The organism is Streptomyces sp. AJS327 (assembly GCF_013450295.1).
Lineage (GTDB): Bacteria > Actinomycetota > Actinomycetes > Streptomycetales > Streptomycetaceae > Streptomyces.
On record NZ_SKBR01000003.1, the window covers coordinates 242695 to 255546 of the forward strand.

At 72.9% G+C, this 12852-nt stretch carries 10 protein-coding genes and 1 pseudogene; 8 read left to right on the forward strand and 3 right to left on the reverse strand.

Going from position 1 to position 12852, the window contains the following annotated elements:
• Positions 1 to 273: 273 nt before the first annotated feature.
• Positions 274 to 819, forward strand: a complete 546-nt coding sequence (locus E0L36_RS18435; RefSeq protein WP_180930232.1) for a DoxX family protein — start codon at positions 274 to 276, stop codon at positions 817 to 819.
• Here the strand turns inward: E0L36_RS18435 and E0L36_RS18440 are convergent.
• Complete coding sequence (locus E0L36_RS18440) at positions 771 to 1157, reverse strand: co-chaperone YbbN (RefSeq protein WP_180930233.1); 387 nt, start codon at positions 1155 to 1157, stop codon at positions 771 to 773. The genes E0L36_RS18435 and E0L36_RS18440 overlap by 49 nt on opposite strands.
• Positions 1158 to 1259: 102 nt before the next feature.
• On the opposite strand from E0L36_RS18440, the gene E0L36_RS18445 reads away from it, so the two are divergent.
• The 6 genes and pseudogenes from E0L36_RS18445 to E0L36_RS18470 all read left to right on the forward strand — a co-directional run bounded on the left by E0L36_RS18445 (position 1260) and on the right by E0L36_RS18470 (position 9615).
• Positions 1260 to 2378, forward strand: a complete 1119-nt coding sequence (locus E0L36_RS18445) for a pirin family protein (RefSeq protein ID WP_180930234.1) — start codon at positions 1260 to 1262, stop codon at positions 2376 to 2378.
• Between the two features lie 558 nt (positions 2379 to 2936).
• On the forward strand, positions 2937 to 4382 hold the full coding sequence (gene pdhA, locus E0L36_RS18450) for a pyruvate dehydrogenase (acetyl-transferring) E1 component subunit alpha (RefSeq protein WP_180930235.1): 1446 nt from the start codon (positions 2937 to 2939) through the stop codon (positions 4380 to 4382).
• 1 nt (position 4383) lies between these two features.
• Positions 4384 to 5418 carry an alpha-ketoacid dehydrogenase subunit beta gene (locus tag E0L36_RS18455; protein WP_180930236.1) on the forward strand — a complete coding sequence of 345 codons (1035 nt, stop codon included), beginning with the start codon at positions 4384 to 4386 and terminating at the stop codon, positions 5416 to 5418.
• Positions 5419 to 5438: 20 nt separating this feature from the next.
• Positions 5439 to 6923: a dihydrolipoamide acetyltransferase family protein gene (locus E0L36_RS18460; protein WP_180930237.1), complete on the forward strand. Its 1485-nt coding sequence runs from the start codon at positions 5439 to 5441 to the stop codon at positions 6921 to 6923.
• 215 nt (positions 6924 to 7138) lie between these two features.
• A pseudogene (locus E0L36_RS18465) lies at positions 7139 to 7786 on the forward strand (GntR family transcriptional regulator); the annotation flags it as partial.
• 281 nt (positions 7787 to 8067) lie between these two features.
• Positions 8068 to 9615 carry an MFS transporter gene (locus tag E0L36_RS18470; protein ID WP_258016327.1) on the forward strand — a complete coding sequence of 516 codons (1548 nt, stop codon included), beginning with the start codon at positions 8068 to 8070 and terminating at the stop codon, positions 9613 to 9615.
• A gap of 621 nt (positions 9616 to 10236) precedes the next feature.
• On the opposite strand, the gene E0L36_RS18475 is transcribed toward E0L36_RS18470, so the two are convergent.
• Positions 10237 to 11076 carry a maleylpyruvate isomerase family mycothiol-dependent enzyme gene (locus E0L36_RS18475; protein WP_180930239.1) on the reverse strand — a complete coding sequence of 280 codons (840 nt, stop codon included), beginning with the start codon at positions 11074 to 11076 and terminating at the stop codon, positions 10237 to 10239.
• A 139-nt stretch (positions 11077 to 11215) separates the two neighbouring features.
• On the opposite strand from E0L36_RS18475, the gene E0L36_RS18480 reads away from it, so the two are divergent.
• Complete coding sequence (locus E0L36_RS18480) at positions 11216 to 12127, forward strand: carbon-nitrogen family hydrolase (RefSeq protein WP_180930240.1); 912 nt, start codon at positions 11216 to 11218, stop codon at positions 12125 to 12127.
• 189 nt (positions 12128 to 12316) lie between these two features.
• Here E0L36_RS18480 and E0L36_RS18485 read toward each other — a convergent pair whose 3' ends face one another.
• Positions 12317 to 12730: a nuclear transport factor 2 family protein gene (locus tag E0L36_RS18485; protein WP_180930241.1), complete on the reverse strand. Its 414-nt coding sequence runs from the start codon at positions 12728 to 12730 to the stop codon at positions 12317 to 12319.
• Positions 12731 to 12852: the final 122 nt, after the last annotated feature.

Below are 12852 nucleotides of genomic sequence, written 5' to 3' on the forward strand. Positions count from 1 at the left end.
GGTGGCGAAGACTGGCCGGGCGGGGCCGGTGAGGGCCGGGTGCGGTACCCCGCCTCCGGCCCGGGTGCGGGCGACGCGGAGCTGAACGGAAACGTCAGGAGCTGGCCGGGACGGATCACGACAGATCACGACCGGCCGAGGTTGGCCATTGCCGGTCACGGCGGTTCACGACCGGCCGATGCTGGACCGGACCTGGCCGGACCGACCGGACTGGCCGGACCCGGACGTGCGCGATCAGCGGCGCGTGCCCGCGGAGTGTGGAAGGGGCGTCTCATGACGTACCGGAACAGGGTTGATCTGGGGCTGCTCGCGTTGCGGCTGGGCACCGGCGGTGTGCTGGTCGCCCACGGCACACAGAAACTGTTCGGCTGGTTCGGCGGCTCCGGGCTGGAGGCGACGGCGGCGGGCATGGAGCAGATGGGCTACCGGCCGGGGCGGCCGAACGCGATCGCCGCCGGGGTGGGAGAGACGGGTGGCGGGGTCCTGCTCGCGCTGGGCCTCGCGACCCCCGCGGCGGGCGCGGCGGCGGCCGGGGTGATGGCGGGCGCCGTGTGTGTGCACGCGCCGTCGGGCTTCTTCAGCATGGAGGGCGGCTTCGAGTACCCGGCGTTTCTGGGCTCGACGGCGGCCGCCCTGGGCCTGGCCGGGCCGGGACGCTTCTCGCTGGACCGGGTGACCGGGCACGCCTTCAACCAGCCGTGGCTGCTGGCGGTGTCCTTCGCGGGAGCGGTCGCCGCCGCCGCGGCGACCGTGACCCGTCGGGCGCGTGGTCAGTCGGCGGAGGAGGAGCCGGACTCCCCGGCGGCCTCGGCGGACTGACGGACCTCGTCCATGTCGAGCCCGCGGGCCTGACCGATGAGGTCCTCCAGGACGTTCTCCGGGAGGGCGCCGGGCTCCGAGAAGACCACGATCCGGTCGCGGATGATCGCGAGCGTGGGGATCGACTGGATCTCGAAGGCTCCGGCCAGTTCCTGCTGCGCCTCGGTGTCGACCTTGGCGAAGAGGAGGTCGGGGTGGCGTTCGGCGGCCGACTCGTAGACCGGCCCGAAGGAGCGGCACGGACCGCACCAGCTGGCCCAGAAATCGATCAGGACGAAGTCGTTGGCGGTCACGATCTCGTCGAAGTTGTCCTTGGTCAGCTCGACAGTGCTGCTCATATGCTCTCCTGCGGTGGGTAGCTCCCCGGACGGTCCGCGACCTCTCCAGGGAAGACGATGACGCGGTGCCGCGCATTCCCGGCACCCGGAAGGTGTAATCCCATGAGTAATCTCGACCTTCGTCCCTCACCGACCGAGTGCGGTGGCCGGGCCGACACGGCCGCGCGGCCCGTCCGGGAACTGCTGGAACCCCGTCGGGTACCGCTGGGAGAGAGCACCGAGGTGCGCAGGCTGCTGCCCAACCTCGGTCGGCGCATGGTCGGCGCGTGGTGTTTCGTCGACCACTACGGTCCGGACGACATCGCGGAGGAACCGGGGATGCGGGTTCCGCCACATCCGCACATCGGCCTCCAGACCGTCAGCTGGCTGCACCAGGGCGAGGTGGTGCACCGGGACAGCCTCGGCAGTCACCAGCGGGTCGGGCCACGGGAGCTGGGGCTGATGACCTCGGGCCGGGCGATCGCGCACTCCGAGGAGTCCCCCCGGGACCACGCCCGGTTCCTGCTCGGCGCGCAGCTCTGGGTGGCGCTGCCGGACGCCCACCGGAACACGGCACCCGCGTACGAGTACCACGCGGCGCTGCCGGAGGTGGCGGGCGCCGGAGCGGGCGCGGGGCTCAGCGCGACGGTGCTCCTCGGCGAGCTGGACGGCGCGCGGTCGCCGGGCACCACGTACTCGCCGCTGGTCGGCGCCGACCTGACGCTGGACGAGGGGGCCGAGGCGCGGCTGCCCGTCGATCCGGACTTCGAGTACGCGGTGCTGACGATGGACGGCCGCACCGAGGTGGACGGCGTACGGCTCGATCCGGGGTCGATGCTGTATCTGGGGTGCGGGCGGCGGGAGTTGCCGCTGCGCGCGGAGAGCGCGGCGGGCCTGCTGCTGCTGGGCGGCGAGCCGTTCGAGGAGAAGCTGGTGATGTGGTGGAACTTCGTCGCCCGGACGCACGAGGAGATCGCCGGGGCGCGGGCCGACTGGATGGCGGGGCAGGGCGCCGGGGCCTCGGCGGGTGAGCAACCGTCGGCGCCGCCCCGCCGCACCCCGTCCGGCGAGGGACCGGCGGGGACGACAGGGGGAGCCGGGGCCGCCGCCGCGGACGGGGCGGTGGGCGAGGGGCCACGCGGCGCGGACCGCTTCGGCGGTGTCGAGGGGTACGACGGTCCGCCGCTGCCCGCGCCGATGCTGCCGGCCACCCCGCTGAAGGCCCGGGGCCGCACCCGCTGAGCCGGGGCGCCACCCCCGGCGGAGATCCGGGCGCCGGGCGGAGCGGGCGCCGGACGCCGGACGGGCGGGTACCTCGCTGCGCGGGTACCCGGAAGCCCGGGTACGCGTATCGGAGCGCCCACGGCGTCCGGGGTTCCGGCGCCTCGCGGCACGGGCGGCGGATTTCCCCGTATGTCCAGGTTTCACCGGGTCCCGGTCTCACATACTGAACCGGCTTCGCTCTTCCCGCGCTCCACTGGCGCGGGTTAACGTGCGGGTGTCCGTGGTTCGCGAGGCCGTGACCAGTGATGTCCCGACGTCCACCGGACGTTCGGGACGGCCGGGGCCTTAGTTGGAAATCCGAGCAAAGTTGCAGGTCAGTGGGGCCTCATGCGTCTATGGGGTTATTGGCACACGACTGTGGCGGGCCACGACCGGGACAGCAGTCACCGCTCGGTTCCCGTCCGCGACGCACCCACCCCGTGCGGCGAGCGGGACTGGGCGAGCCTCCCCCCGCCAGCGGGTGGGGGAGCACCAGGCCACCGGCGACCCCGGGGCCGGACAGACGGAGGAGCACACGTGACCGTGGAGAGCACTGCCGCGCGTGGCAGCACGCGCCGTAGCGGCGCCGGAGGAGAGCGCGCCGCGGCATCGGCGGCCCAGTCGGGCGCCGGGGACAGCGCGCGGGACGCGGCCGGGGCACCGTCCGCCGCCCCGGCGACGAGCCGCACCGGGGATGGCGCGAACCGGAACGGCGGCCGGAGCGCCACGAAGGCGCCCGCGAAGACCGCCGCGAAGACCTCCAAGGCCACGAAGCCGGCGAAGACCGATAAGGCAGCCAAGACCGCGAAGTCCGCGAAGAGCGGCGGCGGCGCCAGGGCCAGCGCCACGAGCCGGTCCGCGAAGGCCAGCGCCACGGCCAGGGCGGCGCGCGGCACCGGCGCCGAGCCGGAGCTGGTCCAGCTGCTCACGCCCGAGGGCGAGCGCGTCACGCACCCCGACTACTCCGTCGACCCGAGCGCCGAGGAACTGCGCGGTCTGTACCGCGACATGGTCCTCACCCGTCGCTTCGACGCCGAGGCCACCGCCCTCCAGCGGCAGGGCGAACTCGGCCTGTGGGCCTCGCTGCTGGGCCAGGAGGCCGCGCAGATCGGCTCCGGCCGGGCGCTCCGCCACGACGACTACGTCTTCCCCACCTACCGCGAGCACGGCGTGGCCTGGTGCCGGGACGTCGACCCCACGCTGCTGCTGGGCATGTTCCGCGGGGTGAACAACGGCGGCTGGGACCCGTCCACCAACAACTTCCACCTGTACACGATCGTCATCGGCTCCCAGGTGCTGCACGCCACCGGGTACGCCATGGGCGTCGCGAAGGACGGCGCGGACTCCGCCGTCGTCGCCTACTTCGGCGACGGTGCCTCCAGCCAGGGCGACGTGGCCGAGGCGTTCACCTTCGCCTCCGTCTACAACGCGCCCGTCGTGTTCTTCTGCCAGAACAACCAGTGGGCCATCTCCGAGCCCACCGAGCGCCAGTCCCGGGTGCCGCTCTACCGGCGCGCCGAGGGCTTCGGCTTCCCCGGCGTCCGCGTCGACGGCAACGACGTGCTCGCCTGCCTCGCCGTCACCCGGGAGGCGGTGCGCCGGGCGCGCGCGGGCGAGGGCCCGATGCTCGTCGAGGCGTTCACCTACCGCATGGGCGCCCACACCACCTCCGACGACCCCACCCGCTACCGGCGCGACGAGGAGCGCGAGGAGTGGGAGGCCAAGGACCCGATCCTGCGGCTGCGCCGCTACCTGGAGGCCTCCGGGCAGGCCGACGACGCCTTCTTCGCCGCGATCGACGAGGAGAGCGAGGCCGAGGGACGGCACGTGCGCGAGGTCATCCGCACCATGCCAGACCCCGACACCATGGCGATTTTCGAGAACGTCTACGCCGACGGGCACGCGCTCGTGGACGAGGAGCGGGCGCAGTTCGCCGACTACCTCGCGTCCTTCGCCGACGGTGCTCACGAGGAGGCCCGCTGAGATGACCGGAACCACAACCTCCGCCCCGGCCGCCGCCGTTCCGTCCAGCGGCTCCACGGCGCCCCGGAAGCTGCCGCTCGCCAAGGCGATCAACGAGTCGCTGCGGAACGCGATGGAGAACGACCCGAAGGTCCTCGTGATGGGCGAGGACGTCGGCAAGCTCGGCGGCGTCTTCCGCGTCACCGACGGACTCCAGAAGGACTTCGGCGAGGACCGGGTCATCGACACCCCGCTAGCCGAGTCCGGCATCGTCGGCACCGCGATCGGCCTCGCGCTGCGCGGCTACCGCCCCGTCGTGGAGATCCAGTTCGACGGGTTCGTCTTCCCGGCGTACGACCAGATCGTCACCCAGCTCGCCAAGACGCACGCCCGCTCGCTGGGCACCGTCCGGCTGCCCGTCGTGATCCGCATCCCCTACGGCGGCGGCATCGGCGCGGTCGAGCACCACAGCGAGTCGCCCGAGGCGCTGTTCGCGCACGTCGCGGGGTTGAAGTGCGTCTCCCCCTCGAACTCGGCGGACGCCTACTGGATGCTCCGGCAGGCCATCGAGTGCGACGACCCGGTGATCTTCTTCGAGCCGAAGCGGCGCTACTGGGAGAAGACCGCCTTCGACCCGAACGCCATCCCCGGCTCCCCGCACACCGCCCAGGTCGTGCGGGAGGGCACCGCGCTCACCCTCGCCGCCTACGGCCCGATGGTGAAGGTCTGTCAGGAGGCGGCGGACGCCGCCGCCGAGGAGGGCAACGCGCTGGAGGTCGTCGACCTCCGCTCCATCTCCCCGATCGACTTCGACACCCTCCAGCGGTCGGTCGAGAAGACGGGCAGGCTGGTCGTCGTGCACGAGGCGCCGGTCTTCCTCGGATCGGGCTCCGAGATCGCGGCCCGGATCACCGAGCGCTGCTTCTACCACCTGGAAGCGCCGGTACTGCGGGTGGGCGGCTTCCACTCCCCGTATCCTCCGGCTCGGCTGGAGGACGAGTACCTTCCGGGTCTGGACCGGGTGCTCGATGCCGTCGACCGCGCGCTGGCGTACTGAGGACCGGGAGAGTCGTGACGATGACTGACAGCGGTACCCGCTTCCGCGAGTTCAAGATGCCCGATGTGGGGGAGGGCCTCACCGAGGCCGAGATCCTCACGTGGTACGTCCAGCCCGGTGACACCGTCGCCGACGGGCAGGTCGTCTGCGAGGTGGAGACCGCCAAGGCCGCCGTCGAGCTGCCCATCCCCTTCAACGGCACGGTGCACGAACTGCGCTTCGGGGAGGGCACGACCGTCGACGTCGGCACCTCCATCATCTCCGTGGACACCGATCCCGGCGCGGGCCCGGCGACCGGCGGCGCGGCTGCCGCCGAACCGGCCGCCACCCCGGAACCCGCTGCGGAGTCCAGCGCGGAGACGGACGAGGACACCGAGGAGTCCGGCGCCCGCCAGCCGGTCCTCGTCGGCTACGGCGTGGCCCGCGGCTCCACCAAGCGCAGGCCCCGCAAGCCGCGGGGCGACACACCCGCCGAGGGCGGCCTCCCCGCGCAGACCCCGAGCGTCCCCGAGCCCGCCGGTGCCACGGTCAACGGCTACGGCGGCGCCACCGCCCCGGCCGCTCCCGGCGGCACGGAACGCCCGCTGGCCAAGCCCCCGGTGCGGAAGCTGGCGAAGGACCTCGGCGTCGACCTGACCCGCGTCACCCCCACCGGCCCCGACGGCGTCATCACCCGCGAGGACGTGCACGCCGCCGCCGGGCCCGCCAGCACGCCCGAACCGGCGGCGGCTCCGGCGGCCGCACCCGCCGCCACGGCGGCACCGGCGGCCTCCGCACCGGCGGAGCCGACCGGGGAGCCGGGCGCGCGGGAGGTCCGCGTCCCCATCAAGGGGGTACGCAAGGCCACCGCGCAGGCCATGGTCAACAGCGCCTTCACCGCCCCGCACGTCACCGAGTTCGTGACGGTCGACGTCACCCGTACCGTCCGGCTGGTCGAGGACCTCAGGAAGGACCCGGACATGGCCGGGCTCCGCGTCAACTCGCTGCTGCTGGTGGCGAAGGCGTTCCTCACCGCGATCCGGCGCCACCCCGAGGTCAACGCCGCCTGGGACGAGGAGAACCAGGAGATCGTCCGCAAGGAGTACGTCAACCTCGGTATCGCGGCGGCCACTCCCCGTGGGCTGATCGTCCCGAACATCAAGGACGCCCAGCGGCTCACCCTGCCCGAACTCTCCTCCGAGCTGAGCGAGTTGGTGAGCACCGCCAAGGAGGGCCGGACGAGCCCCGCCGCCATGCAGGGCGGCACGGTGACGATCACGAACGTCGGCGTCTTCGGCGTCGACACCGGCACGCCCATCCTGAACCCCGGCGAGTCCGCGATCCTGGCCTTCGGCCAGATCCGGCAGCAGCCCTGGGTCCACAAGGGCAAGGTCAAGCCGCGCCACGTCACCACCCTCGCGCTCTCCTTCGACCACCGCCTGGTCGACGGCGAACTGGGCTCGCGGGTGCTGGCGGACACGGCCGCCGTACTGGAGCGCCCCAAGCGGCTGATGACGTGGACGTGATCCACGCCTGACGCGGCCGCCCCGCGCCACCTCCGGCCACCGCCCCGGTCCGTCCGGGCGGTGGCCGGCGACGTCCCGGGGGCCGAACCGGACCGCCGGACCGAACCGCCGAACCCGGCGGCCGAACCCGGGGGCCGAACCCAGCGCGGGACGGCGGGTGTCCGTATGCCGGACAGGGACCTCACACGCATCCCTGTTGTATCTAAGATGTGCACATGCCTACCGCTCCCGCCTCGGCCAAGCGCCCACCCGCCGCCGAACGCGTCTACGCGCACGTCAAACAGGCCGTGCTGGAACGGCGTTACGAAGGCGGGATGCTGCTCACCGAAGGGGAGCTGGCGGGCGCCGTCGGCGTCTCCCGCACCCCCGTCCGCGAGGCGCTGCTCCGCCTCGAGGTCGAGGGGCTGCTCCGGCTCTACCCGAAGAAGGGCGCCCTCGTGCTCCCCGTCTCCGCCCAGGAGATGGCCGACGTGGTGGAGACCCGCCTCCTCGTCGAGGCGCACTCGGTCCGCCGGGCGGTGCCGCTGCGCTCCGAGGTCGCGGACCGGCTGGAGGAGCTGCTGGAGGAGCAGCGCAGCCGCGCGGCGGCCGGAGACCTCGCCGGGGTGGCGCGCAGCGACCGCTGCTTCCACGCCGAGATCGTGCGGAGCACCGGAAACGCCATCCTCTGCCGCCTCTACGACCAGCTCCGCGACCGCCAACTGCGCATGGGCGTCGCGGTGATGCACGCCCACCCGGACCGCATCGCCCGGAACATCACCGAACACGCCGGAATCCTGCGGGCCCTGCGCGAGGGGGACACCGAGGCCGCCGTCGCCGCCGTCCACCAGCACGTGAGCCGGGTGCGCCTGCTGGTACACGGCAGCGACACCCCTGAGGTCGGCGGCTCGGTTCCCGGAGCCAGCGCGATGGAGGCCGTCCTCGCGGAGGAACTCATCCTCCCGCGGCCGCCGGACACCCCCGCGACCCCCGGCGCCCCATCACCGTCGGCGCCCCCGGGAAGCGCCCCGGGGCGGGCCGACCGCCCCACCCCGGACGGCGAGGGCGCCCCCGTACCGGAGGCGAACCCGGGGCGCGGGGCGGCGAGTTCGTCCGCGGCGCCGTCCACCTCCCTGGAAGGTGCCGCAGCGCACGGCGATAGCCGATGAGCGCGCCCGCCGGGGCGCCCGGCGAGGGCGCGGCCCCCCTCGGCGGCTCCAGCGGACCCCTCCGGGGCGAGCGCCCCGGCGCCCCCGGCGAGCGCGACCCCGGCGGTACGCCGCGTCCGTCCGGCGGTTCGGACGCGCACCCGTCCGGCGGCCGGGGCTCCGCGGGCCGCACCCCCGCCGACGGGGCCCCCGGAGCCCCGGAGAAGCCCGGCGCACCCGGGGGCTCCGGCGCGAACGGCGCCGAGGGCGGCAGCGGTTACGGTCTCCGGCTGCCCGGCGACCCTCCGGGCGGCCCGCGCGCGGTAGCCGTCTGGGGTCTGGGCGTCGCCGTCTACTTCATCGCCGTCACCTACCGCACCAGCCTCGGCGTCGCCGGGCTGGACGCCGCGGACCGCTTCGAGATCAACGCCTCGGCGCTGTCCACCTTCTCCATCCTCCAGCTGCTGGTGTACGCCGGGATGCAGATCCCGGTCGGTCTGCTGGTGGACCGCTGGGGCACCAAGAAGGTGCTGACCCTCGGCATCCTGCTGTACACCGTCGGCCAGTTCGGCTTCGCGTTCTCCGAGTCGTACGCGGCGGCGCTCACCTGCCGGGCGCTGCTCGGCATGGGAGACGCCATGACGTTCATCAGCGTCCTCCGCCTCGGCACCCGCTGGTTCCCGGCCCGGCGCGGCCCGTTGATAGCGCAGATCGCCGCGCTGATCGGCATGGCGGGCAACCTCGTCACCACGCTGCTGCTCGCCCGGCTGCTGCACGGCTTCGGCTGGACGCCGACCTTCGCGGGCAGCGCCCTCGCCGGGGTGCTGATCCTCGCGCTGGTGCTCTGCTTCCTCCGCGACCACCCCCGCGAGTGCGCGCCGCCCCCCGCGCCGGTCACCGGCCGGGGGTACGTCCGGCGGCAGATAGGCGACGCCTGGCGGGAGCCGGGCACCCGGCTCGGAATGTGGGTGCACTTCACCACGCAGTTCCCGGGCATGGTCTTCCTCATCCTGTGGGGCATGCCCTTCCTGGTGGAGGCGCAGGGCCAGACCCGGGAACGCGCCGGGGAGATGCTCACCCTGGTGGTGCTCGCGAACATGGCGATCGGCCTGGTCTTCGGCCAGATCATCGCCCGCCACCACCGGGCGCGCGCCCCCATCGTGCTGGGCACCGTCAGCCTGACCGCGGTGGCCTGGGCCGTGGTGCTCTGCTGGCCCGGACAGGCCCCCACCGCACTGCTGTTGACGCTCTGCGTGGTGCTCGGCGCCTGCGGTCCCGCGTCGATGGTGGGCTTCGACTTCGCCCGCCCCGCCAACCCGCCCGAACGGCAGGGCACCGCCTCGGGCATCGTCAACATGGGCGGATTCACCGCCTCGATGACGACCCTGCTCGCGATCGGCGTCCTCCTCGACCTCACCGACAGCTACCGGATCGCGTTCGCCAGCCTCTTCGTCCTCCAGGGCGCGGGCCTGTCACAGATACTCCGCCTCCGCTCCAGGGCACAGCGCCGCGAACGCGAACGCGTCGTGGCCAGCCGGGTGGAAGCCGTCCACGTCCCCGCCTGACATCCCCGCCGAAACCCCACCGCAGCCCGTACCGCCCCGACCCCACTCCCCAACTCCTTTGGTACGCCGTTCTCTTCGGACTCGCGGTACCGAACGGCGCTGTCGGACGGCCCGGCTACCGTCCGCTATGACGACCGAGAGCCACCATGCCGCGCGCCACGGTAGCGAGAGCGGGACTTGGCCAACCACCAGTGGCGGCAGGGTGGTTGTCGCGCTGTCCGTCAACTCACCCCGCAGAGAGGTCCGTCAGTCGCCGCACGCCCAACACCCCTGACTAGAGCGGCACGTTGGGCTCCCGGACAGCAACCGCCCGGAGCAGCACGGTCGATGGGCCGTCAGTAGTGGAACCTCATTCGTCCGCAGGGGAGTTGGGGGGCGTCGGAGCTTCATCTCGGACGAAGGCGTCTCCCGTCCCGTACGACCGGGCCCCGCACGCGAACGGCGGGGTGGCCGGTGCCGTGCACCGTCCACCCCGCCATCGCGAGAGCACCCACCGCGTGACCGCTACGCGGCGCGCCACCGACCGTCGGGGCCACCCGGGCGCGCCGCTTCCCCGGAATCCGGTACAGCCGAGGCCGTGTCCCGGCCGGGGAGCGCGTCAGCGCGCGTGGCCCGGACCGGTCAGGGGATCGTGGCCAGCTGGTTCAGGATCGCCTGCGCGAAGTCCCGGTCCCCCTCGACCTTCACCGCGTCGGCCACCGCGTCCGGGCGCACCCGCCCGCACGCCAGCCGCAGGTAGGTCTCCCAGCCCATGGAGAGCGAGACCGTCGGGCCCAGCGAGGGGCTGCCGTCCACGGTGCCCCGGCCGTTCTCGTCCACGCGGACCGTACGCATGAACTCCAACTCGCCCTCGCCGCCGCCGATGTCGAAGACCACCGACGACTTCGGCGCCCCACCGGCCCGCTTGGCGACGACGTACGGCAGCATCCGCGTCAGGAAGTCGCGGGTGACCTGCGCGCCCGCGGAGTCGAGGTTGCCCGGCACCCCCAGGGCCCGGCGAATGTCCTGCTCGTGCACCCACACGTCGAAGACCCGCACCTGAAGCAGCTCGTCCAGGGTGATGTCCTCCGCGCCGGGCAGCACGTGCGGAACGACGCTGTCCGGCTCCCGCTTGTCGTTCCGCAACTGCCGCGAGCGCCGGATGATCGTGTACTCCAGCTCGCTCGTCATCTCCGCGCCCGTGTGGTGCCGCCGCACGTCGACCTGCACCTCCATGTGGCGGCTGGTCTCGTCCTTGATGTGGTAGAGATCGCGAGGCAACGTGTGGATCGGGCGAGGATCGCCCAGCAGCTCGCACTCGATACCGATGATGTGTGAGACGACGTCCCGAACCGACCACCCCGGGCACGCGGTGGCCCGGTTCCACTCGCCCTCGGTCAGCGACGTCACCAGCTCGGATATGGCTTCGATGCTCTGCGTCCAGGCATCGACATGGGATTGCAGACTCGGGTGGTCGGTCACGGTGCCCCTCGGCGGTACGGATCGTGGCGTTCGCGGTCTGGGTGCTCTCAAGTTACGCTGCGCTCGGGCACCACGGCAGTGCTTTCGGCTACCGATGCTAGAGCCAAGCGACTCCCCCAGACGCAAGGACGGTGGTACGGTGCGCGCTTCCCTCATCCAACTGCGGGTCGATCCCGACGAATCGGTCACTTCGCGCCGTGAGCGCGCGGCATCCCTCGTACGTTCTCAGGCCGAGGCCGATCTCGTCATCCTCCCGGAGCTCTGGCCCGTCGGGGCGTTCGCGTTCGACACCTTCGCCACCGAGGCCGAGGCCGTCGTCCGTCCCGGGCGGCATGACGCCGCGTCACCCGGCCCGACGCAGGAGATCATGGCGCGGGCCGCGCGGGACGCGGGGGTCTGGCTGCACGCGGGGTCAGTGGTGGAAGCCGTGCACCACCCCGACACGGTATCCGGCCGCTCCGCGCCCGGGCCCACCGGAGGAGCGGAAGCGGGCACCGGGGAGCCGGGTTCGGACTCCGGCGGACCCGCTCCGGGCTCCGGGGTCGAGCTGTTCAACACCTCGCTGGTGTTCTCGCCGGACGGTCAACTCGCCCGCACCTACCGGAAGATCCACCGCTTCGGTTTCGACCGGGGTGAGGCGACACTGCTGTCCGCCGGCTCCGAGCCCGTCACGGTGTCCCATCCGCAAACCGAACTCGGTCTCGCCACCTGTTACGACCTTCGGTTCCCGGAGCTTTTCCGGCGGCTGACCGACGCGGGCGCCACCGTCCTGGTGGTTCCGGCGGGTTGGCCGGACAGGCGAGCCGCCCACTGGTCACTGCTTGCCCGGGCCCGCGCCGTGGAGAACCAGACGTACGTCCTGGCCTGCGGAACGGCGGGCGAGCACGCGGGAGTTCCGCAGGCCGGACGCAGCGTCATCGTCGATCCCTGGGGGGAGACCCTCGCCGAGGCGGCGGGCAACGACGAGGAGGTCGTCACCGCCGAACTCGACCTCGGTCTGGTCGCCAGCGTGCGGGAGTCGTTCCCCGTCCTCCGGGACCGCGTGCTGTGAGCGGATCGCGGTGAGTCGGGCCCCCTGACCCAGGCCCCCTGGACCGGGTCCCTCGCCCTCGTTCCACGCGAGAACCCCGGGCGGGCACCGCCGAGGGGAAGGACGGCGGAAGGGCTGAGCCGGGGACGGGGCGAGCCCCCGGCGGCCGTTGGCGCCGCGCCGCACCCGTCGCGGACCGTGGCCACGGGGTCAGAGCGTGCCGAGGCTCTCGAAGGACTGACTCGCGTCCATCGGCTCCACGTAGCGGGACCGCCACTCCGGGCGGGGGTCGCTCCCGGGGCTGGTGTAGTACTCCCGGGCCCGCACGACCTCGCCCCGGTGGACCGTCCAGAACGAGGCGACATGGAACTGCCCCAGCGTCTCGTGCAGCACCTCGACCTCCGAGACGACCTCTCCGCAGGTGCCGAGGATCCGGAGTATGCGGATCGACCAGCCCTCCGGGTATTCGCTGTTCACGGCCACAAAGTTCTTTGCTCCCACAATGCGTTCACCGCTGACCGGCCACTCGATGACCGCGTCATCCGCGACGAGGCGCTCGACGCCAGCCCAGTCGCGTTCCTGAATCCGGCTCCACAGCGCCTCAACCACGCTTGAACACTCCATGAGTTCAGCCTGACAGACCCCCCGGGCAACCGGTTCACCACCTCGCTCCCCGCACGGTCCGCTCGGCCTCCCCGCGGCCCCTCCCTCGCCGGTCCCTCACCGGACTCGGCCCCTCCGGCACC

What these genes read in the sequence shown, in the direction of transcription:
- E0L36_RS18435 (WP_180930232.1), top strand. Translation starts at nt 274, where the DNA reads ATGACGTACCGGAACAGGGTTGATCTGGGGCTGCTCGCGTTGCGGCTG.
- E0L36_RS18440 (WP_180930233.1), bottom strand. Translation starts at nt 1,157, where the DNA reads ATGAGCAGCACTGTCGAGCTGACCAAGGACAACTTCGACGAGATCGTG.
- E0L36_RS18445 (WP_180930234.1), top strand. Translation starts at nt 1,260, where the DNA reads ATGAGTAATCTCGACCTTCGTCCCTCACCGACCGAGTGCGGTGGCCGG.
- E0L36_RS18455 (WP_180930236.1), top strand. Translation starts at nt 4,384, where the DNA reads ATGACCGGAACCACAACCTCCGCCCCGGCCGCCGCCGTTCCGTCCAGC.
- E0L36_RS18460 (WP_180930237.1), top strand. Translation starts at nt 5,439, where the DNA reads ATGACTGACAGCGGTACCCGCTTCCGCGAGTTCAAGATGCCCGATGTG.
- E0L36_RS18470 (WP_258016327.1), top strand. Translation starts at nt 8,068, where the DNA reads ATGAGCGCGCCCGCCGGGGCGCCCGGCGAGGGCGCGGCCCCCCTCGGC.
- E0L36_RS18485 (WP_180930241.1), bottom strand. Translation starts at nt 12,730, where the DNA reads ATGGAGTGTTCAAGCGTGGTTGAGGCGCTGTGGAGCCGGATTCAGGAA.